General features: G+C 68.2%; 17 protein-coding genes and 1 pseudogene. 12 read left to right on the top strand and 6 right to left on the bottom strand.

From position 1 onward, the window contains the following. Positions 1 to 62: 62 nt before the first annotated feature. A complete protein-coding gene (locus ACZ46K_RS09060) occupies positions 63 to 1,238 on the bottom strand; it encodes a glycoside hydrolase family 3 N-terminal domain-containing protein (RefSeq protein ID WP_464747758.1) in 1,176 nt (391 codons plus the stop codon). A gap of 119 nt (positions 1,239 to 1,357) precedes the next feature. On the opposite strand from ACZ46K_RS09060, the gene ACZ46K_RS09055 reads away from it, so the two are divergent. From ACZ46K_RS09055 to ACZ46K_RS09040, 4 genes are all read left to right on the top strand, one after another. Continuing rightward, positions 1,358 to 1,825 carry a universal stress protein gene (locus ACZ46K_RS09055; RefSeq protein WP_054807512.1) on the top strand — a complete coding sequence of 156 codons (468 nt, stop codon included), beginning with the start codon at positions 1,358 to 1,360 and terminating at the stop codon, positions 1,823 to 1,825. A gap of 67 nt (positions 1,826 to 1,892) precedes the next feature. After that, entirely contained in the window at positions 1,893 to 2,975 is a 1,083-nt protein-coding gene (locus ACZ46K_RS09050; RefSeq protein ID WP_464747756.1) for an isochorismate synthase, read from the top strand. A 98-nt stretch (positions 2,976 to 3,073) separates the two neighbouring features. Then, positions 3,074 to 3,247 carry a DUF2613 domain-containing protein gene (locus ACZ46K_RS09045; protein WP_464747754.1) on the top strand — a complete coding sequence of 58 codons (174 nt, stop codon included), beginning with the start codon at positions 3,074 to 3,076 and terminating at the stop codon, positions 3,245 to 3,247. 82 nt (positions 3,248 to 3,329) lie between these two features. Next, entirely contained in the window at positions 3,330 to 7,553 is a 4,224-nt protein-coding gene (locus ACZ46K_RS09040; protein ID WP_464749275.1) for an alpha-(1->3)-arabinofuranosyltransferase domain-containing protein, read from the top strand. 23 nt (positions 7,554 to 7,576) lie between these two features. Here the strand turns inward: ACZ46K_RS09040 and ACZ46K_RS09035 are convergent. Further along, positions 7,577 to 8,554, bottom strand: a pseudogene (locus ACZ46K_RS09035) (acyltransferase family protein); the annotation flags it as partial. A 251-nt stretch (positions 8,555 to 8,805) separates the two neighbouring features. Between ACZ46K_RS09035 and pgfA the strand changes: the two are divergent. Continuing rightward, positions 8,806 to 10,056 (top strand): cell envelope lipid trafficking protein PgfA, encoded by a 1,251-nt coding sequence (pgfA, locus tag ACZ46K_RS09030; RefSeq protein ID WP_464747752.1) that lies wholly within the window; start codon positions 8,806 to 8,808, stop codon positions 10,054 to 10,056. Positions 10,057 to 10,080: 24 nt separating this feature from the next. On the opposite strand, the gene ACZ46K_RS09025 is transcribed toward pgfA, so the two are convergent. Beyond that, positions 10,081 to 11,382 carry a polysaccharide biosynthesis protein gene (locus tag ACZ46K_RS09025; RefSeq protein WP_464747750.1) on the bottom strand — a complete coding sequence of 434 codons (1,302 nt, stop codon included), beginning with the start codon at positions 11,380 to 11,382 and terminating at the stop codon, positions 10,081 to 10,083. Between the two features lie 46 nt (positions 11,383 to 11,428). On the opposite strand from ACZ46K_RS09025, the gene ACZ46K_RS09020 reads away from it, so the two are divergent. Next, complete coding sequence (locus ACZ46K_RS09020; protein ID WP_464749274.1) at positions 11,429 to 13,240, top strand: MmpA family trehalose lipid delivery protein; 1,812 nt, start codon at positions 11,429 to 11,431, stop codon at positions 13,238 to 13,240. Here the strand turns inward: ACZ46K_RS09020 and ACZ46K_RS09015 are convergent. Next, positions 13,166 to 14,380, bottom strand: a complete 1,215-nt coding sequence (locus ACZ46K_RS09015) for a glycosyltransferase family 4 protein (protein ID WP_054810822.1) — start codon at positions 14,378 to 14,380, stop codon at positions 13,166 to 13,168. The genes ACZ46K_RS09020 and ACZ46K_RS09015 overlap by 75 nt on opposite strands. 187 nt (positions 14,381 to 14,567) lie before the next feature. On the opposite strand from ACZ46K_RS09015, the gene ACZ46K_RS09010 reads away from it, so the two are divergent. The 3 genes from ACZ46K_RS09010 to ACZ46K_RS09000 all read left to right on the top strand — a co-directional run bounded on the left by ACZ46K_RS09010 (position 14,568) and on the right by ACZ46K_RS09000 (position 16,760). Beyond that, the gene (locus ACZ46K_RS09010) at positions 14,568 to 15,323 is read left to right on the top strand and encodes a methyltransferase domain-containing protein (RefSeq protein ID WP_054807660.1); all 756 of its coding nucleotides are present in this window, start codon (positions 14,568 to 14,570) and stop codon (positions 15,321 to 15,323) included. Positions 15,324 to 15,341: 18 nt separating this feature from the next. Then, positions 15,342 to 16,229 carry an ROK family protein gene (locus ACZ46K_RS09005; protein WP_464747748.1) on the top strand — a complete coding sequence of 296 codons (888 nt, stop codon included), beginning with the start codon at positions 15,342 to 15,344 and terminating at the stop codon, positions 16,227 to 16,229. 102 nt (positions 16,230 to 16,331) lie between these two features. Beyond that, the gene (locus tag ACZ46K_RS09000; RefSeq protein ID WP_054806626.1) at positions 16,332 to 16,760 is read left to right on the top strand and encodes a CBS domain-containing protein; all 429 of its coding nucleotides are present in this window, start codon (positions 16,332 to 16,334) and stop codon (positions 16,758 to 16,760) included. 13 nt (positions 16,761 to 16,773) lie between these two features. Here the strand turns inward: ACZ46K_RS09000 and ACZ46K_RS08995 are convergent, their stop codons facing one another. Further along, complete coding sequence (locus ACZ46K_RS08995; protein WP_464747746.1) at positions 16,774 to 17,127, bottom strand: hypothetical protein; 354 nt, start codon at positions 17,125 to 17,127, stop codon at positions 16,774 to 16,776. Between the two features lie 157 nt (positions 17,128 to 17,284). Between ACZ46K_RS08995 and ACZ46K_RS08990 the strand changes: the two genes are divergently transcribed. Genes ACZ46K_RS08990 through ACZ46K_RS08980 form a run of 3 tightly spaced genes read left to right on the top strand, consistent with a single transcriptional unit; the run spans position 17,285 to position 21,070 of the window. After that, complete coding sequence (locus tag ACZ46K_RS08990; RefSeq protein WP_464747744.1) at positions 17,285 to 18,427, top strand: phosphotransferase family protein; 1,143 nt, start codon at positions 17,285 to 17,287, stop codon at positions 18,425 to 18,427. Next, complete coding sequence (locus tag ACZ46K_RS08985) at positions 18,424 to 19,584, top strand: Rv3169 family protein (protein WP_464747742.1); 1,161 nt, start codon at positions 18,424 to 18,426, stop codon at positions 19,582 to 19,584. Before ACZ46K_RS08990 ends, ACZ46K_RS08985 begins: the two co-directional genes overlap by 4 nt. A 37-nt stretch (positions 19,585 to 19,621) precedes the next feature. Beyond that, entirely contained in the window at positions 19,622 to 21,070 is a 1,449-nt protein-coding gene (locus ACZ46K_RS08980) for an aldehyde dehydrogenase (protein ID WP_464747740.1), read from the top strand. Between the two features lie 105 nt (positions 21,071 to 21,175). Here ACZ46K_RS08980 and epsC read toward each other — a convergent pair whose 3' ends face one another. Beyond that, complete coding sequence (gene epsC, locus ACZ46K_RS08975; protein ID WP_054806627.1) at positions 21,176 to 21,754, bottom strand: serine O-acetyltransferase EpsC; 579 nt, start codon at positions 21,752 to 21,754, stop codon at positions 21,176 to 21,178. Positions 21,755 to 21,757: the final 3 nt, after the last annotated feature.

Genomic DNA, 21,757 nt, shown 5'->3' with positions numbered 1-21,757 from the left:
GTGACGAACAAGTTCTTACTCTACGGTAGGGAACCGGAGTCCACGCGCGATCGACGCGTTTCTCAGCAGTCGAGTGCGCCCTTGGCACGCGCGACGGTGCGCACGGACTCGTCGACCTGCGCTGCGGGCAGATCACCCGAGACCACCGATTGTTCGAGGTGATCGAGGACTGCCGGAACCTGGTCGGTGGTCAGCCACAACGCCTGGTCGATGCCCGCGGCCAACGCGGCCTCTACGGCTTCGGTGATGTCGTAACTGTCGGTGATCGCCTGCATCCCCGACAGATCGTCGGTGAAGATCATGCCGTCGAAGGGACGTCCGCCGTAACCGGTACCGGTGCGCAGCAGATCCACCGCCGCAGGGCTGATGCTCGCCGGCAGACCATCGGTCAGACCGGGAACGTCGAGGTGTCCGATCATCACCGCAACATCGGGCGAGAGGAGTTCCCTGTACGGCGCAAGGTCGGTCTGCACGAGCTGGTCGAGCGGCGGGGTGGTCACGGCACCGGTATGAGAATCACCGGATGCCGAGCCATGGCCGGGGAAGTGCTTGAACACCGGCATGATGCCCGCGTCCTGCAGACCACGGGCATACGCGCCGGCGTAATCGATGACGACGGCCGGGTCGTCGGAGTAGGAACGGTCGCCGATCACGGAGTCGTCGGGCTGGCTACTCACGTCCACGTCGGGCGCGAAGTCGACAGTGATACCGAGCTCACGCAGCTCCTGGCCCCGCTCGAGTGCCATCTGATACGTCTCGTCGACGGACATGGTCTGCGCAGTGAGACGGGCCGACGGGTCGGGGCCGAGGAGTTCACCCACCCGCGACACGCGGCCGCCTTCTTCGTCGATCGTCACCATCAGCGGCAGCGGGCTCTGCGCCGCGACCCCTGGGATCTGGCGCTCCGCAAGCATCGCCCGATCGGTCCAGCTGCCGACGAAGATGCCGCCGATCTGTTCTGCCTGGATCATCGCAAGCGCGTCGTCGGCGCCGGTGACACCGACATTGAGCAACTGCGCGAGCTTCTGACGCAACGACAGCGACGCGAGCAGGTCGTCGCCGCACACGGCCGGCTGCACGGACGACGACGGAGAAGGCTGCGTGGACGACGGCGACGATGCCGATTCCGCAGACGTCGTGGGCTCCGACGCCGGGGCATCGGCGGTGTCGCCGGCACCGCAGGCCGTTACCGCGAGTGCCGAGGTGAGGACGACGGCGAGGCTGTGTCGGATCCGCATGATGCTCGACGGTAGTCGACTCACGTAGGGGCCTCCCCACCACCCGCTCAGCGAGGTATCGTGCACGCAACCACCGCAGCTACGAGAGCTTTCGCGTACACGACCTGGAGGAGTGCACGTTGGCCGCAGACCTGATTCTCATCGCCTACGACGGATCCGAGAATTCCAAGCGCGCCGTGCAATACGCGGGCCGCTTCCTCGAATCGTGCCGTGCCGTCGTCGTCACCGCGTGGGAGCCGATGGTCCGCCAGGCAGCGCGGATGTCCGGGCTGTCGGGAGTCATGCAGCCCGAGTGGGTGCCGGACGAGGACAACGAGGACGTGGCCTTCTCCGACGCGAAGGTGACCAACCGGGAGGGCCTGGAGCTCGCCAACTCTCTCGGCCTGCATGCCGAGGGTCGCACCGTCGAGGTCGTCAACGCGGTGTGGGCGGCTATCATCGAGGCCGCCGACGAACTGGACGTCGACATCATCGTCACCGGTACTCGCGGCACCACGGGGCTACGTTCTCTGCTGCAGTCCTCGGTCGCCGATCACGTGCTCCGGCACAGCCACCGACCTGTCCTGATCGTGCCGCCCGGCCGCTGACGACCACCTCACACAATCCGCCCGCATTACATGGGGAACGGCGTGCAGGCGATATCGTCGTCTCACCATGGACGGATTCCTGCTCTCGCGCGCCGATCGCTCTGTACACGCCATCGGAACGCGGCGCCTGTTCTCCGATGTCGCCACGGCGTCGACGGCGCTGCGTCGCGGCAAAGCCGAGCTGATCGTCGGAGCTCTGCCGTTCGACCCGGACGGGGCAGTCGCGCTGACCGAACCCGAGAATGTCGAGATCACCGACGGAGCGTGGGAAGCTCCCGACGACCTTCCCGATCTGCCTTCCGTGCGGATGACCGCGCAGATCCCTCTCCCGCGCATCCATGTCGCGCGGGTGCGTTCGCTCATCGAAAGGCTCGAGCTCGGCGAGTTCGACAAGGTGGTTGCGGCGCGACGTGTGGCGCTCGAGGCCGACGAACCGATCGACCCGTTGTCACTGGCTGCGCGCATGATCGAACGCCATCCGGACGCGACGACCTACGCACTCGACCTCAGCGCAGCAGAAGAACGGTACTGGGGCCACACGCTGGTCGGCGCAACCCCTGAACTGCTGGTCAGTGTGCGTGGCGAGACCGTGACGTGCCGACCGCTCGCCGGCACCGCCGCCCGCCACGCCGATCCGGATGCCGACCGCAAGGCCGGTGAGACGCTGCTGGCGTCGCCGAAGAACCTCGCCGAGCACGCGTTCGTCGTCGACTGGATCCGGGCGCGGCTGACCCCACTGTGCAGCGACCTCGACATCCCCGCCGGACGGGAGCTGACGTCGACGCCGGACGTGTGGCACCTCGCGACCCCGATCACCGGCACACTGCGCGATCCGGTTACCGACGCGCTCACCGTCGCTGCTGCGCTGCACCCGACACCTGCGGTCGCGGGAACACCCACCGAGGCGGCTCTCGCGGCGATCCGGGCAACGGAAGGAAACCGCCGTTTCTACGGCGGCGCGGTCGGCTGGTGCGACTCGAACGGCGACGGGGATTGGCTCGTCGCGATCCGCTGCGCCGAGATCAGCTCCGACGGGCTGCGGGCCCTCGCGTGGGCAGGCGGTGGCATCGTCGCCGAGTCCGATCCCGACGACGAACTCGCCGAGACCACCGCGAAACTGCGCACGCTGTTGGGCACCATCGGACTCTGAGCCGCTCGGACGGTGCGCTGGCACCGTCTCCGCTACCCGGGGTGATACCTTGACGCGGAACCAAACGACGTGAGTCGATCGATGATGGGGAGTTGGGTATGGGGAAGTTCCTGGGGCCAGGCTTGATCAGCGCGTTGGCCGGCGTCGTGGTCGGCGCTGTCGCCGTATTCGGAGTCACGGCTGCGGTATCCGAGAACTCTCGTCCCGAGATCGATCGCAGCGGTAACGCTGATTCGTCCCTCCTGAACCAGGTTGAGTACGGCAGCCGCTGACGGCGCCGGCAACGCTTCGAGTTCACGTACGCACGGCGCTGCAGAACCTCCCGGCGCCGAGACTTCACCGAACGCGGAACCACTGTCGCGGCGGTGGCTGTATGTTGTCACCGCCATCGCGTTCGTTCTGTCGTTCGCGCAGGTTCCCGGCCTGATCGTTGCTGACACCAAGTACGACCTGACGCAGAACCCGATCGGTTTCCTCACGCGCGCGGCTCACCAGTGGAGCAGCCTGGCACCGCTCGGGCAGGTACAGAACCAGGCGTACGGGTATTTCTTCCCACACGGTTCGTTCTTCGCTCTCGGACAGCTTCTGCACATCCCCCCGTGGATCACTCAGCGCCTGTGGTGGATGCTGCTGCTCGTCGCGGGTTTCTGGGGTCTGATCCGGCTCGCCGAAGCGCTCGGAGTCGGCAGCCGCAGTTCGCGGGTGATCGCAGCGATCGTGTTCGTGCTGTCGCCGCGCGTCCTGACGACCCTCGGATCCATCTCGTCGGAAGCGCATCCGCTGATGCTCGCTCCGTGGGTGCTGCTGCCCCTGGTGCGGTATCTGAACGGTCGGGATGCGCTCTCGCACCGTGTTCTCGCCGCGCAGTCCGCCGTCGCAGTCGCGCTGATGGGCGCGATCAACGCCGTCGCCACCGCCGCGGCGTGCCTCGTCGCGGGCCTGTGGTGGATCGCGCACCGACCGAACCGGCGCTGGTGGCGTTTCACCGTGTGGTGGCTGCCGCTGTGCGTGGTCGCGGTGACATGGTGGATGGTGCCGCTGCTTCTGCTCGGCAGGGTCAGTCCCCCGTTCCTCGACTTCATCGAGTCGTCCGGGGTGACGACCGAATGGACGTCACTGGCGGAGGTGCTGCGCGGTACCAGCAGCTGGACTCCGTTCGTGTCGCCGGAACGCATCGCCGGTGCCGTGCTCGTCACCCAGCCCGCCGCGGTGCTCGTCACCGGTCTGCTCGCCGCCGCAGGTCTCGCGGGTCTGGCGATGCGGACGATGCCGGCGCGCGGCCGGTGGACGCTGATCCTGTTCGTCGGTGTCGCGGGTCTCGGTGCCGGGTACGTCGGCGAGCTGAGTTCCCCGCTCGCCGAACAGGTGCGCCTGTTCCTCGATTCCACAGGCGCGCCGCTGCGCAACGTGCACAAACTCGAGCCGCTCGTGCGGCTCCCGCTCGTCCTCGGACTGGCGCATCTGCTGCGGTGGGTGCCGTTGCCCGGTTCGGTGCCGTGGCGCCGCGCCCGCACCGCATTCGCGCATCCCGAACGCAATCCGATGGTCGCCTTCTCCACCCTGGTCCTCGTCGCCGTGACCCTCGCGACGTCGCTCGCGTGGACCGGGAAACTCGCACCTCGCGGTGCATACGACGAGGTGCCCGAGTACTGGCACGAAACCGCGCAGTGGCTCGACGAGCACACCGAGGAGCGCGGTGAACGTGCTCTGCTCCTTCCCGGAGCACCGTTCGGAAGTCAGATCTGGGGCCTGACCCGCGACGAGCCGATCCAGGCTCTCGCGTCCACACCGTGGGCCTCACGCGACGCGGTGCCGTTGGTGCCGCCGGGCGCGATCCGGGCCCTCGACTCGGTGCAGCGGCTCATCGCCGACGGTCGTCCGTCGCCCGGGCTCGCGGCGACACTGCGCAGCATGGGCATCGGCTACCTGGTGGTGCGCAACGATCTCGATCCCGACACCTCCCCCGCGGCACGTCCGGCGCTGGTTCACCGTGCCGTCGAGGGGTCACCGGGCATCGAGCGGGTCGCCGAGTTCGGCTCGGAGATCGAACGTGTCCAGCCCGTCGGCGTCGTCGCCGACGCCGACCTGCGCCCGGTGTATCGGGCGGTCGAGATCTACCGGGTCGACGAACCGGCGGACGCGCCCGTCGGGCCGTACGCGGTGGACGCCGCGTCGGTCCCCGTCGTGCAGGGCGGACCCGAGTCGCTGCTGAGCCTGAACACCACCGATCCCAGGCATGTGGGTCCGCGTGTGTTCGCGGCCGACAGTGCACGCGGGGGACGGGAACCGGACACACTGACCGTGACCGACACCCCCACCGATCGAGAAACCGACTACGGGCAGGTCGATCATCATTCGTCGACGATCCGCGCCGAGGGCGACGAGCGGCGCACGCACAATCTGGTGCCCGACTATCCCGTGCCCGACACCGACCTCGTGCAGGCCGAATGGGAAGGCGCACGGATCAGTGTGTCGAGCGCTGCGTCGGACGCCACGCAGCTCGGCGGGACATCGGTCGGCAGCGGCCCGGCCGCTGCGATCGACGGTGACCCGACCACCGGCTGGCACAGCAACGGCCTCGAATCCGCGATCGGGCAATGGCTGCAACTCGACCTCGACACCCCCATCGACGCGGGCATCCTGCACTTGACCACAAGTGCGGGCGCACTGGGTGCGCCGGTGAAGTGGCTCGAGGTGACCACCGACCGGGGCAGCACCGCTGTCCGCGTCGAGAAGCCCGGCACCCCGCAGACCGTGGCGTTGCCGCTGGGCACGACGACGTGGATCCGGATCACCGCGACGTATGCCGAAGGAGGCAGCCGCGGCAACCAGTTCGGGCTGTCCGAGGTCGCACTCGAAGACCACACAGACCGCGCCGACCCGCGGTTCCTCGACATCCGGCGACGCATCGTCGTGCCGGCTCCTTCTGACGGCACCTCGGTGCGGGGCTGGGATCTTCGGCAGGAGTTCCCTGGTCGCGGTAGCTGCGTCGATACCCCCGCCCGGGTGCGGTGCGCGTTCGGGTTGGCCACCGCGCCGGAGGAACCGAATCTGTTCACCCGCACCCTGAACGTACCGGCCGAGTCGTGGGTGACCCCGCAGTTGTGGGTGCGGGCACGCCCCGGGCCGGCACTCGACGAGGTGATCGAACGGTCCGATCGGGTCGTCGCCCGCGGCGCTGCCGACGTGGTGGATCTGCAGGGCTCGGCGTTCGCTGCCACCGACGGTGATCCACGCACGTCGTGGACCGCGGAGGAGAGTTCCCTCGAGCCCGGTGCGCCGCATCCCACTCTGACCCTCGAATTGCCGTCACCGCAGGTGGTGACGGGTCTCGATCTCGCGACGTCGCTGGGAGCGCTCCCCGCGCCGCCCACCCGGGTCGCGGTGAACCTCGGGAACGGCCCGCAGGTCCGGGAACTCGACGAGGACTCCACGGGAATCGAGCTGACGCCGCACCTCACCGACCGGGTACAGCTCACCCTCGTCGATCACGACGACATGATCGATCGCACGATCCTCGGGTTCTCGAAGGAGACGCCGCCGGGGCTCGCCGAGATCACCGTTCTCGGGGAGGACGGTCCGATCGGCGCACAGGATTCGATCTACGATCGCGTCGTCACCGTCGAGTGCGAGGCCGGGCCCGTGATCACGATCGAGGGCCGCACCTACCGCACGTCCGTCACCGGGTCGGTCCGCGATCTCGCGGAAGGCGCGGAGGTGCCTGCGACCCTGTGCGACACCGATGCGGTCGGGATGTCGCCGGGCCGGATCGATGTGGACGTCGAGCCCGGCACCGCGTTCGTGGCATCGAGCCTGCAGTTGCCGCTCGTAGGTGCGGAACCGCCACGCACCGATCCCGTGGAACTCGAGATGGGGACGTGGACGGAGAACCTGCGTGAACTACAGGTGCCCGCGTCCGATTCGGATCAGCTGATCGTGGTGCCGGAGAGCACGAACGTCGGATGGGTCGCATCCGCGCCGGACGGCACCGAGCTGACGCCGGTCGTCGCGGACGGATGGCAACAGGGTTGGATCGTGCCCGCGGGAACGGAAGGCACCGTCACTCTCGAGTTCGCGACCGATCGCTGGTATCGCATGGGGATCTTCGGAGGCCTCCTTCTCCTTCTTCCTCTGTTCGCCCTAGCGTTCCTGCCCCGCCGCCGACCCGTATCGGATCCCGGTCCCGCACCGCGGACGTGGCATTCGGCGACCGCTGCTCTCATCGGGGTCGCCGCCGCGTCCGTCGTCGTCGCCGGCGGTGTGGGGATCGCCGTGACGGTTCTCGGCACGACGGGTGTGATCGCTGCCGCGGCGCGGTGGGGTTCGGCGACCGCGTCGCGGATCCTCGTCGGTGTCGCCGGTGGGTCGACGATGCTCGCGATGGCACTGTTGTCGACGGGGCCGTGGCGCTCACCCGACGGCTACGTCGGGCACTCGTACCTGATTCAGTTCGCGGCGCTGGTCGGTCTGGTCGCGGTCGGTGTCGCGGCGGCCTGCACAGCGGAGCTGCCCGAGTTCTGGCGTCGGCGTTCCCAGCGGCGGAATGCCCGCCGGGCAGGTTCTTCCACCAATGCGTAGCTCACGGATGCCACCGCGACGCTCAGTACCGCCGTCACGGCCAGCACGAACCAGAAGCGCCCTTGGAACGCGGGGATGCCGAACACCGGCAGGACGACGGCGAGCACGGCGAGATGCCAGATGAAGATGCCGTAGGACCAGCGGCCGATCGTCAACGCGAGCGGACTCGCGAGGATGCGATGTTCGGTGCGCGGCGCGAGCACGAGCGGAGCCAGCAACAAGAAACTGACGACGGCGCCCAACACGATCTTGCCGTTGTACTCCCACGGTTCGAGCGTGGTGAGGGTCTTCGGACCGGCGAGCGGCGTCGTCGCGAGACCGAACGCGACGAGTGCCGCGACAGCCATGATGTGCCGTTTCGCAGCAAGCCGATGCATCCATGTCGGGGGGTGCGCGGCGAGTTCGGCGAGGATCATGCCCGCGGCGAACCACGGCATGTAGCCGGGCAGCCAGTTGTCATGGTTGATGTGATCCTCTGTCGACACGGGCACCCACACCCAGGCCAGCGACAGCACGGCCGCACCCAGCAGGACCGGAATCCGGAAGCGGGCCGTGTCACCGCGCAGGCGGCTCACCGACCAGGCGAGCAGAGGCAGCACAAGATAGAAGGCCACCTCCACCGACAGGCTCCACATCTGGGTGAGTCCCTCGGTGAGGGTCAGCGGAACGAACACCTGCACCAGCGCGAGGTTGGCCCACCACACCGTCGGGCCTCCCCCGGCGCCGGGCAGAAGCCACAGGATGAGGATCACGGCCACCCAGTAGGCGGGCAGGATCCGGGCAGCGCGCGAGACGAAGTAGCGACGCGTCGACGGCCGATCGGCCTCGCCGCGCGCGGCGGCCGCATGCGGGCGCCACAACAGGAAACCCGAGAGCGCGAAGAACAGGGCCACCGCAAGATCGAATCGGCCCCACACCCTGCCGATCCAGGGGTCGTGCACCGCTCCGGTCTGGAATGCGACGTGGGTGATCAGCACACCTACGGCGGCAATTCCTCGCATTCCTTCCAGCGCAGGGAGGAAACCTGTCGCGGAAGGGGACGGAATGTCGGGAGCGGTCATCGGCGACCAGTCTGCCGTGTAGTGCCCGTAACGAGAAGTGCGGGCCTCGCGGCGTGCGGTCGCGCGTCACCGAACCTCAGGCTGTTAGTGTCTGGGCTCACGTGGTGTTCGCGGGTCGGATGCCAGGCGATCCGTGCAGCCCTGCTGCCGGTGGGGGTACTCGATGAAACCGTTGAGTGAGGAGATACAGCATGGCTGAGCGTTCCAGCTCGGGCCGGATACTGGCAATGATTCTGGTGGGCCTGGGAGCATTCCTTCTGGCCATCGCGATTCTGATCCCGACGTACACCGTCGGGAAGCTGAAGAAGACGCCGCTCGACCTCGAGGTGACCACGGTCGCCGAAGGCACCGGCGACATTCTGAATTCGCGTGCACTGCTCGCCGGTAACGCTCAGGTCGACACCGATGTCCCGATCGTGGCCCAGCGCTTCGTCACGGTCGAGGATCCGGCAGACGGCGAGATCATGACGCTCCAGGCCGGTCAGACGGTGCGCCGTCTCGACATGCAGGGCGACACCGGACTCGTGTCCGCAACCGTCGACCGCCTCACGATCGACCGGGTGTCGTCGATGCCGGTGTCGCAGGAAGAGTTCCCGGATCGGGTGAGCACGATCCAGACGTCCGCGGATTCGCCGGGCGAGGAGATCGACAACCGCGAGGGCCTGCAGTACAAGTTCCCGTTCGACGTCAAGCAGGAGTCGTACCCCTACTACGACATCAATGCCCGTGAGACCTACCCCATCGATTTCGTCGGTGAGGAAGAGATCAACGGCATGCCCGTCTACCACTTCCAGCACGAGATCGGCCCGGTCGACATGTCGGAGGCCGACCCGAGCGTCCCGACGTACAAGCTGGAACTCCCCGCCTCGACGTGGGGTGTCGGTGAAGGCGACGAGCCCGTCGAGATGACCCGCTGGTACAACAACATCCGCGATCTGTGGGTCGACCCGATCACCGGTGTCGTCGTCAAGGGTCAAGAAGCGCAGGACCAGTACTACGCACGTGAGGCGAACACTCCCGAGGTCACCGTCCTCGACGTGACGCTGCCGTTCGACGAACCGACGATCGAGTACCAGCTCGAGCAGGCCCGCGACGGCCAGGACCAGCTTTCGCTCTTCGGTAAGACCCTGCCGATCATCGCCGCCGTCCTCGGCGTCATCCTGCTGATCGTCGGCTTCGTCCTCGGTCTCCGCGGTGGCGGAAACGGCGGTCGGCGTGCCGCCGCGGCAGGCAGCCCGGCACCCGCCGGTCCGGCCTCGGCCGCAGCAGCGGGTGCAGGTGGTGCCCATGCCGCCGACACGCAGCGCGACTTCACGGACGATCGCACCGAGGTCATTCCGCGCTCCGATCTTCCGCAGGAGCCCGAGCAGCGGGACTGGACGACCGACCAGACCCAGGAAATTCCCCGCACAGACCTGAACAAGCCCCCCACTCAGGACTGATCGAGAGACCGAACGAACGCCGCCTCACACCTCACGGTGGGAGGCGGCGTTCGCATGTGCGAGCCGAGACGTCTTCACCGCCGCGGATGCCCCGCGGACAGCGAGCACCGACACCACCGCGGCCGTGACGGCTGCGACACCGACGGCCACTGCGATGAACTGCTCCACCGTCGCTGCGACCGTCGCCATCAGCACGGCTTCGACCACGAGGCCCACCCACGCGACACCGGCCAGCGCGGTGCGATCCCCGGCGATCGCGGACAACAGTGCACCCTGCAGCACCGCGAGGCACGCACCCTGCAGCGCGAACAACCACAGCAGGGACTGGACGGGCTCGTAGGCGTCGCCGACGAGAAGCGGCACGATGGGCGCGCAGATCGCCGCTGCCGCGACGAGCGCCGCGCCGAGGCCGACGAGGACCGCGAGCGCCGAACGCACTGCAGACGCCGACTCCGCCGGGTTCGCCATCCGCGGGTACAACACCACCCCCACGGCCTGTGGCAACCAGAACGCCACCTTCGTCGCGACCGCCCCGAGCGCGTAGAGGCCCGCGGAGTCGGCATCGAGCAGCATGCGCGCGAGCATCAGATCGAGCGACGTCAACGCGATCAACGCGAGTTGGACCTGCGACGCGCGCAGCACCGCCGCGGCTCCCGGTATCCGAGGCGCAGACCCCGGGTCCGGATGTTCGGGCTTGCCGGGGCGTTCGGGTTCGCCGGGGTGTTCGGGCTCGCCGCGACCGACGAACAGCGTGGCGGCCACCGCCACCGCTCCCGTCCCCACCGCGCCGGCAAGCAACGCCGAACCCGGGCCACCACCGGCGGCGAGCACCGCGACGGCAGGGACGACCTTCGCGATCCCAGCGGCGGCGAGGACGACGCTCAGCGCCGCGAACCGGGCGCGTCCCTGCAACAATCCCTGTTCGGTCGCGACAAGTACCAGCAGAGGGGCCGTCACCAGCGACCCGAACGCACCCGCGATGCTCGTGTCCAGTGCCCACGACACCACCGGTACGAGAGCCAGAGCGACGACAGCGGCGATCAGTGCGCATCGACGACCGAGACGACGCAGCACCGCGGTGTCGGCTCCGTGCACAGCTTCACGCGCGATGACGGTCTGCAAGGCCAGCGCTGGGACCGCGAGGACGAGCTGGGCCGCGAGCAGGCTCGCGAACTCTCCGTACCCGGCGGGGCCGAGCCACCGTCCCGCGGGCAGATGCAGCAGGTAGGACGCGACATTGGCGGTCATCGCACCGAGGGTCACCATCGTCATCCCGGCCACCGCGGTTCCTGTCCCGGAGCGGCGCGTCGTGTTCTCTGGCGGCATCCGCCCATCCTCGCACCCGTGGGCACCGTAGTCTGCGGCCATGTCCATGCAGGGTTTGCGCCGTCCTCGCGCGACGACACACGCGTCGGCACTGACGCCGACGTTGGTTCCGGCGTTGTGGTCGCTCGCCCTGACCGTCGTCGTGCTCGGTCCGATGTTCACCTCGCACGGCTATCTGTTGCTGCGCGACGCGGTGAGCACGCCTCGCTCGTACCTCACGGACTCGGCGTTGGGACTGTCCGACGCCGCGGCCCGCGCGGTTCCGCAGGATGCGTTGCTCGCGTGGGTTACGACCGTCGTCGACGGTGGTGTCGCTGTGACCGTCCTTCTCGTCGCATCACTGTGGGCGGCAGGATTCGGTGCAGCGCAGCTTGTTTCGGTTCTACTTCCCACTTCCGGTGTGCCCGCACAGGTGACTGCGGCGACCGTCGCGATATGGAACCCGTACGTCGGCGAGCGGTTACTGCAGGGACACTGGAGTCTCCTTGCGGGCTACGCGGCGCTGCCGTGGGCGGCGTGCGCGGCGGTCGCGGTGCGTCGACGTGCCCCCGGCGGATGGTGGGCGCTCGCGTTCTGGCTCGGGATCGCGGGGCTCACCCCGACCGGTGTGCTCCTCGCCGGGGCGACCGCGGTCGTGGTCCTCGCAATGCCCGGCGGTCGCGCGTCACGGGTGCGGCGGCTCGTGGGTGCCTGCGCCCTGATCGTGGCGGTATCGGCACCATGGCTCGTCGCAACCGCCTTGTCGGGTGGCGGCACAGAGGCGGACCCGGCAGGTGTGAGTGCGTTCGCGGCCCGCGCCGAGCCGCTGCTGGGCACGATCGGGTCGGTCGCAGGTCTCGGCGGCATCTGGAATGCCGATGCGGTGCCGGGCTCACGCACGACGCCGTGGGCACTCGTCGGGACCGCACTGCTCCTCGTGATCGTCGCGTGCGGACTACCCACATTGTGGCGGCGACGTCGCAACCCGGTGATCGTCGCACTCACGGTCGTCGCGGTCGTCGCGCTGCTCGGCCCGACTCTCGGCGCCACCGCGCCGGGTCTGCGATCAGGGGAATGGTCGATGGTGCACGTCCCCGGGGCCGGACTCCTGCGCGACACCCAGAAATGGGTCGCACTCGCGATGCCGCTCTATGCAGTGGCCGCGGCCGCCGGCATCGGGGCACTGCGACGGCACTTCACTCCCGATCGGGCCCGCAGCGACACCGCGTGGGCGGCGCTGGCGGTGGTTGCCTTGGTGGGTGCGCTCCCCGATCTCGCCTGGGGTGTCGGCGGCCAGATACGACCCATCCGATACCCCGATGGGTGGCAGCAGGTCGCGAGCATCGTCACCGCGAACGAGGGTGACGTCGCGGTGCTGCCCACGGGCATGTTCCGCCGGTTCGAGTATTCCGGCCCGGTGGCGGTCCTGGACCCGACGCCCCGCATGCTGCGCGCCGACGTGTTGCAGACCGGAACCCTCATCGTCGAAGGAGGCGCAGTCGGAGGAGAGGGCGCGCGTGCTGTCGACGTCGAACGACTCCTGCAGGGCGGTGCGGATCCGTCGGAGCTCGCGGCGCGGGGTGTCGGTTGGGTCCTGGTCGAGCACGGCACTCCCGGCGATCACGGCCGATCGGAGGAGACCCTCGAAAACCTCACCCAGCTCTACAGCGACGACGACCTGGCGCTCTACCAGGTCGACGGAGCGTGGGCGCGAGAGACGTCCGGCCGGAGCGTGGCGATCCTCGCGCACCTGCTGCTGGTGCTGGTGGTTGCCGCCGGGGCTATCGGCATGCTCGGAACCCGACTAGGTGCCCGCGTATCGGAGTTGCTCCGCGCCCTCGCCGATCGTTTCCGCTGCGATTCGGGGAAACAGGCCTGACGCTCGCTGCCCCGACGCGACACTGGTCAGCACCTCGAACACACCGGATCCGGTGGCCTCCCAGGAGAACTCACCCGCCCTGATCCGGGCCTTGTCGCCCAGCTCGGTGCGGCGCTCGGCGTCACCGAGCAGTTCTGCGACCGCGTCGGTGAGGTCGCCGGCAGAATCGACGAGGACACCCGTGACGCCGTCCACGATCGAATCCGTGAGGCCTTTCGAGCTGCGGTATCCGACCGTCGGGACACCGTGCTGTGCGGCCTCGATCACCGCGAGCCCCCACCCTTCCTTGCGGGACGGCATCACATGCAGCCAGGACCGTGCCAGCACCTCGTGCTTGCGGTCCTCGGAGACGTGGCCGTGGAAGGTGACGTCAGCTTCGATGCCCAGCTCCGCGGCGACGTGACGCAACTTCTGTTCCCACCAGCCACCGCCGACGACGTCGAGGTGCAGGCCGGGGATGTGGTCGCGCAACGCTGCGATCGCGGTGAGTGCGTCCTCGATCTGTTTGTGCGGCACGAGCCGCGACAGCACGCACACGCTCGGGTGCGCGGTGCGGGTGTGTTCGCCGCCGGGGATGACATCGGCGGGGATGGCATCGGCGCCGTTGCGGACCACCGCGATGCGGTCGTGGTCGACTCCGAGCATCCGCAGTTCGTCGGACGACGGCAGCGACACGGTCAGGTACTGGTTGCGGCGATGCACTCGCGGCGACAACGTGGATTCGATCCACCAGCCCAGCTTCGCCATCGCGCGTCCCGCGACGGGCCACTGCTCACGGTGGCAATGGTGCACGAGCACGGTGACGGGGGCGCCGGCGACGAATCGGGAGAAGAACGGGATGCCGTTCTGGGTGTCGATGACGGCATCGGGGCGGATGCCCTTCAGCGGACCGAATCCGAGGCGTCCGGCGGCCATCGCGGCGAGAGCACGCGGATACACCCCGAGACGACCGCCCCCGCGGCTGACGTCGATACCGTCGATGGTGTCGCGCTTGCTCGCGCCCGGATACGACGCAGTGCGCAGCGTGACCTTGATGCCGCGAGCGGCGAGTTGCGCGCCGACCTGCTCGAGATAGCGCTCGCTGCCGCCTCCCTGCGGGTGCCCGCTGTCGCGCCAGCAGAGCAGTAGAACCTCCCGCACGCGGATTACCCCCCGGTAGTAGCGCACGCCCGTACGGACGCGGTGTGATGTCACGGACACACTAGCGGGTGCGCCCGCGATGCAGGTGCACGATGGCTTTCCGAGTGCCCGCACCGCCGCCGTACGCGCGAGGGTGCGGGCACTACTGTGGTTCGACGTGCCACCGAAGACCCCGTCCGTTCCCCGTGTGACCCGGCTGTTCGAACGCCGCGCCACCCTGCGACGTTCCATCGGTCTGCTCGGCAGTTTCCGTTTCGAGCAGACCGCACCCGACAAATTCTACGGCGGTCTCGCCCACGACACCGTCGACCTCGTCGGTGACCTCTACACGGGCCTGACCGGGAACAGTCTCGCGGGCACCACCGTCGTCGACGTCGGAGGTGGGCCCGGCTACTTCGCCGACGCGTTCGCCGAAGTGGGGTCGCGCTACGTGCCGATCGAACCCGATCCGTCCGAGATGCACGCGGCCGGATTACAGGTCGGTGGCGCGATCCGCGGATCGGGCCTCGCGCTGCCGCTACGTACCGGGTCGGTGGACGTGTGCTTGTCGTCGAATGTCGCCGAACATGTTGCACAGCCGTGGGTGATGGCCGACGAGATGCTGCGGGTGACGCGACCCGGCGGCCTGATGGTGCTCTCGTACACACTGTGGTGGGGACCGTTCGGTGGACACGAGACCGGTCCGTGGCACGCGTTCGGCGGCGAGTACGCAGCGCGTCGCTATGCCCGGAAACACGGGAAGGAACCGAAGAACCGATACGGTGTGTCGCTGTTCGAAGTGGGCTGCACCGACGGCCTCGCCTGGGCCCGGTCGACGCCCGGCGGCGAGTTGCTCGCCGCGTTCCCCCGCTACCACCCGCAGTGGGCGTGGCTGCTCGTCCGGGTGCCGTGGGTGCGGGAGTTCCTGGTGAGCAACCTGGTACTCGTGCTGCGGCGCCGCTGATCACCTAATCTCGGCGTCATGACCGCACTGGCTCTCGACGTGGGTGGCACGAAATTCGCCGCGGCATTCGTCGCGGACGACGGAACCCCGGTCGAGCCGAGGGAGATTCCAGTGCCCGCCACCGGCGTGTGGGACACCTGCGCCGCGCTTCTGCGCGAGGTGGCCGGTGCCGAACCGATCACCGCGGTGGGGATCGCGGCAGCAGGCCCCGTCGACTCACGGAGCGGCACCGTCTCCCCCATCAACATCCCTGAGTGGTCATCAGGTTTTGCGCTGGTGGGGGCCGTGCGCAGCCTGTTCCCGAACGCGCGCGTGGCGTTGGCGATGGACGGCGCCGCCGCAACGTTGGCCGAGCACCGGTTCGGTGCGGGTCGCGGAACGAACGATCTGCTCGGCGTAGTGCTCGGCACCGGTATCGGCGGCGGCATCGTGCTCGACGGTCGACTCGTGTCCGGCCGTACCGGGAACGCGGGTCACATCGGCCACATCGTCTCGGCATACGGCTCCGAGAAATGCACGTGCGGCGGCGCGGGGTGCATCGAGACGGTGGCGAGCGGGACCGCCGCGGTGAAGTGGGCGCGGGCACACGGCTGGAAAGGGCAGGACGGCGCTGCGCTCGCGGCGACGGCGCAGGCCGGCAGCGGTGTCGCGGCGGCTGCGCTCGAGCGCGCGGGGACCGCGTTGGGTCAGGTCATTGCATCTGCGGCGGCACTGACGGACGTCTCGCTCGTCGTCGTCGGGGGTGGTTTTGCGGAGGCGGGAACTCCGCTGTGGCGTCCTATGCTGGCGTCCGCGGCGCGGCAGGCTCGCCTCGGCTTCATTCGCGATCTGCGGATCGTGCCGGCCTCGTTGGGCGCGCTGGGATCGCTCGTGGGTGCCGCTGCACTCACACATGGTCACGAGTAGGTAACCATTCGGCGGCGCACGGGTTCCGAGGACCTACCCTGACTGGACCAGCCCTACCTCGACTAGCCCAACGGGCCCAGTGGGACGGATCGGTGGTATCCGATGAGGATTGCCGAAATTTTGCGGAACAAGGGTTCGGCGGTGCAGACGGTTCCCCCGGGAACCACGGTCTGCGAGCTGATCGGAGATTTTGCGCGCCATAATATCGGGGCGATGGTCGTCGTCGACGGCACCGACGTCGTCGGAATCGTCACCGAGCGCGATGTCGTCCGGCAGCTCCATGAGCTGGGCCCGTCGATACTCGTCGCCACAGCCTCCGAGGTGATGACGGTCGATGTGGCGATGTGCCTGCCGACCGACAGTGTGGACAGCCTGGCCGAGACCATGACGGAGCGACGCATCCGGCACCTGCCGGTCGTCGTCGACGGACAGCTGGTGGGAATCGTCAGCATCGGCGACGTGGTCAAGAGCCGGATCGACGAATTGCAGGCCGAACGCGACCAGCTCCGGTCGTACATCCATCACGGCTGACGCGAGGCGCGTCTCAGTCGGTCGAGGTGGCCGGGCGGTCGAGCACGCTCACGCTCATCCCGAAGGGCAGGAACCGTGCTGTCCGAGCCGGGTCGGTGTTGCCCTTGAGACTGCGGAGCGCTTCGAGTTCCGAGGGGTACACCTGGTCGATGTGTGCGACGCCGTCCGCGTCCGCCGTGTAGACGACCCATACGCCGTCCCCCGCGTCGCCCGTGGTCTCGGGTGGCGGTGCCGGTTCCGGCCGCGCGACGGGTTGGTCGAGGAAAGCGAAGATCCGGCCCTTGAGCTCGCGCAGTTCTTCTCCGGCCTCACGGACGACCCGATCGATGTCTTCGGGGTCGAATCCGAACGGATTGTTCTCTGCCATGTTTGCTCCTGACGGTCGGCACTCTCCAGTGTGGCGGGCACGGGCGGTCTTCGCCACGACCCGACGCTCCCTTTGAAAAAGATGGAACGTGTTCTAGTGTTGGCGTGCCGATGTGACGCGGCGCACGAAACCTGCAACATGCAAGGGAGGGGCCTTCGTGGCGATCGACCCGCACGACACAGCCCACCACGGCGAGGCCGCCCGCCCACGCGAGTCCCGCCGCGATCCCGAAGTCGTACGCACCGGCCTGCAACACTGGCTCGCCGAACGTGTCACCGACCCGGTCGTCAGCGACGTGCACATCCCCGAATCCAACGGCATGTCCAGCGAGACCCTGCTGTTCGATGCCCGCTGGGACGGCACCGACCACCGACTCGTCGCCCGCGTCGCCCCAGCCGACAGCGCGGTACCGGTGTTCCCGCACTACGACCTCGACGCTCAAGCCCGTGTCATGAGCGCCGTGGCCGCCGCCACCGCCATCCCCGTGCCACACGTGCACTGGACCGAATCCGATGCCGCCGTGCTCGGCGCACCGTTCCTCGTCATGTCGCGCATCGACGGCATCGTGCCGCCCGATGTGATGCCCTACAACTTCGGTTCGTGGGTCACCGAGGCCACCGACGACCAGCGCGCCACGCTGCAGGACGGCACGGTGGACGTCCTCGCGCAGATCCACACCGTCGACCCCGCGACCGCGGGCCTCGCCTCACACCGCTGCGCCGGCGACGCGATCCGTGCGCACGTCGCGGCACAACGTGCCTACTACGAGTGGACCACCCGGACCGGGCCGCGATCCCCACTGATCGAACGTGCCTTCACATGGCTCGACGCACACGTCCCCGACGACCCTGCCCCCGCGGTGCTGTGCTGGGGCGACGCACGCATCGGCAACATCATGTTCGACGACTTCGAACCCGCCGGAGTACTCGACTGGGAACTCGCTGCGACGGGCGCCCGCGAAATGGATCTGGCATGGATGATCTTCCTGCACAGGTTCTTCGAGGACATCGCCGGTCTCGCGGGACTCCCTGGGTTGCCCGGTTTCCTGCGACGCGACGACGTCGCCGACACCTACGCGCAGCGCACCGGGCACGTCCCGCAGCACCTCGACTTCCACACCTGCTACGCCGCGGTGCAGCACGCGATCATCATGCTGCGCATCGCCACCCGTGCTGTGCACTTCGGGCAGTCCGTCGTCGACTCGGCCTCCGGACAGCCGGACGACCCCGACGCAATGATCATGCATCGCACGACCCTCGAATCGATGCTCGACGGGACCTACTGGGAGGCACTGACGTGACGGCGGACCCGCGGGGCTCACTGTCGCCGCTCGACGACTACCCGGTACACCAGACCGCCGAACCTATGCGCCGGGTGGCGACCTCCGACCGCAACTTCTACGACCGCTACTACTTCAACTGCTATCCGTCCGACGATGCCGACCTGTTCCTCGTCGTCGGACTCGGCCAGTATCCGAATCTCGGTGTGTGCGACGGATTCGCGGTACTACGCCGCGGGAACGACCACATCGTCGTCCGCGCTTCGAAGGCCCTCGGCACCGACCGCACCGACACCGCGGTGGGCCCGCTGCGCGTGGAGGTGCTCGAAGGTCTGCAGCGACTGCGCGTGGTACTCGAAGCGGGGCATCCCGAGACCGCAGACCTGTCCTTCGATCTCACCTTCGAGGGCGACGTTCCCGCGACGGAGGAAGACCCGCAGAAGCTACGGCAACTCGAACGTGTCGTGATGGACACGTCCCGGTTCGTGCAATCGGGCACGTGGTCGGGCGCCCTCACCGTCGACGGGCACAGCCGCGAGGTCGATCCGGAGGTCTGGCGGGGCAACCGCGACAGATCGTGGGGTGTGCGGCCGGTCGGCGAGGCCGAACCACCCGGCCGCAAGGCCGCCTACGGCACACCCGGATTCTTCTGGATCTACTCGGTGATGCAATTCGGCAGCGACACGATCGTCGTCATCGTTCAGGAGGACGACACCGGCCGCCGCCTGCTCGAGGAAGCCATCCGCATCCGGCCCGACACCGAACCCGAATGGCTGGGAAGACCCGAGCACGCCCTGCGGTTCGCGCCGGGAACCCGCACGGTCACGAGTGCGACCCTCACGTTCCACCGCCCCGGCCGCGATCCGCTGGTCGTCGAATGCGAACTGCTGGTCGCGAACCTGTTGGCGATCGGCACGGGATACGGGCTCGAACCCGACTGGCGACACGGCATGTGGCAGGGCGACCTCGTGGTGCAGTCGCTGCGCCGCGACACCCGCGAGATCGACCCGGCGACGTTGATGTTCTGCCCCACCGACCATCTGGCCCGGTTCCACCTCACCGGCGGAGACGGACGAGCAGTCGTCGGCACCGGACTGTTCGAGGTCGCGGTGATCGGACCGCACCGACAGTACGGATTCACCGGTTTCGTCGACGCCGACGAAACCCGATCACCGTGATGAATACGAGCACAACGCAATCGAGAAGGGTGAGAAAATGACGGATTACGACAAGCTGTTCATCGGCGGCACGTGGACGGCACCGTCGACCGACGAGAGGCTCGAAGTGTTCTCCCCGGCCACGGAGGAACGGGTCGGTTCGGTGCCCGTCGCCGGACCGAAGGACATCGATGCCGCGGTGGCCGCGGCACGCACCGCATTCGACGACGGTCCGTGGCCGCGCATGACCCCGGCCGAGCGCGCAGAGGTGATCGGCAAGGCCGCGAAGATCATCGAAGAACGCGGCGCAGAGATCGCCGAGATCGTCTCGTCCGAGATGGGACAGCCCGCCGCGTCGGTGCAGATGATGCAGATGACTCCGTCGCTCGCGACACTGAACTTCTATGCAGGGCTGGCCGATTCGTTCCCGTGGGTCGACGAACGCAACGGCTCGTTCGGGCGGACGCGAGTGACCCGCGAGCCCGTCGGCGTGGTCGGCGCGGTCATCGCGTGGAATGTGCCGCTGTTCCTGTGCGCCAACAAGCTCGGCCCCGCACTGCTCGCCGGTTGCACCGTGGTCCTCAAGCCCGCACCTGAATCTCCGCTGGCCGTCAACGTGATCGCCGAGATCTTCGCCGAGGCCGGTCTCCCCGAAGGTGTGCTGTCGGTGGTGCCCGGTGGCGCCGAGACCGGCGAGCACCTCGTCTCGCATCCGGACCTCGACAAGATCACCTTCACGGGGTCCACCGCAGTCGGCAAGCACATCGGCGAGATCGCCGCGCGCAACCTCAAGCGCTGCTCACTCGAGCTCGGCGGCAAATCCGCCGCGATCATCCTCGAGGACGCCGACCTCGACTCCACTATTGCGATGCTCGTCATGTCCGGTCTGATGAACACCGGGCAGGCCTGCGTCGGCCAGACCCGCATCCTCGCACCGCGTTCACGGTACGACGAGGTGGTCGAGAAGATCGTGGCCACCGCCGCGTTCTTCCCCGTCGGCCCGCCGTCGGACGAGGCCGCCCAGCTCGGCCCCCTGATCTCCGCGAAGCAGCGCGACCGCGTCGAGGACTACATCAAGAAGGGCCTGGAAGAGGGTGCACGCCTCGTGCTGGGCGGTGGCCGTCCCGCCGGTCTCGACAAGGGCTACTTCGTCGAACCCACGGTCTTCGCCGACGTCGACAATTCGATGACAATCGCGCGCGAGGAGATCTTCGGACCGGTCCTGTCGGTGCTGCCGTACGACAGCGTCGACGACGCCATCAAGATCGCGAACGATTCCGACTACGGCCTCGCCGGCTCGGTGTACACCACCGATGTGGAGAAGGGCCTCGACGTCGCAGCGCGAGTCCGCACGGGCACCTACGGAATCAACTGGTACGCCTTCGATCCCGGATCGCCCTTCGGCGGATTCAAGAACTCCGGTATCGGCCGCGAGAACGGCCCCGAAGGGCTCGAGGCGTTCTGCGAGACCAAGTCGGTGCTGTACCCTCCCGGCTACCAGGGCTGAGTTTTCGGCCGACACAGTGTTGCCGGCCGAGTAGGCGCCCGAAATGGCGGTGGGTGTACCGATATTTCGGTACACCCACCGCCATTTCGGCGCCTTTGTCCGAGCTCAGATGTACATCGCCGGATCGATGTAGGTGGTCGGATCCACCAGCGGCTCATGCTTCTTCCGCGACCGCACCGTCGCGGGGATACCCGTGGCGATCGAGTCCGCCGGTACGTCGTGCGTGACGACCGCATTGGCGCCGATCGCGCTGTCGTCGCCGATCACGACCGGCCCGAGAATCTTTGCTCCTGCACCTACGGTGACGCGATCACCGAGCGTCGGATGCCGCTTCTCCTTCGCGAGCGACCGGCCACCGAGCGTCACACCGTGATACAGCATGACGTCGTTCCCGATCTCCGCGGTTTCACCGACGACCACGCCCATGCCGTGGTCGATGAAGAAACGCCGACCGATCGTCGCACCGGGATGGATCTCGATTCCGGTGAGGAACCGGGTGAACTGCGAAAGGATCCGCGCAGGCCCTTTCAATGCGGGCACCGCCCACATCCGGTGCGCGACACGGTGCGACCAGATCGCGTGGAGACCGGAGTACACGACCGCGTTCTCCACATTGCTGCGCGCAGCGGGATCGTTGCCACGCGCAGCCTGCAGGTCCTCACGGAGAGTACGGAGAATACTCACGAC

Source organism: Rhodococcus sp. JCM 9793, from assembly GCF_055380405.1.
The sequence above is the reverse complement of the archived record's forward strand: the minus strand, read 5'-3'. Positions and strand labels throughout refer to the sequence as shown.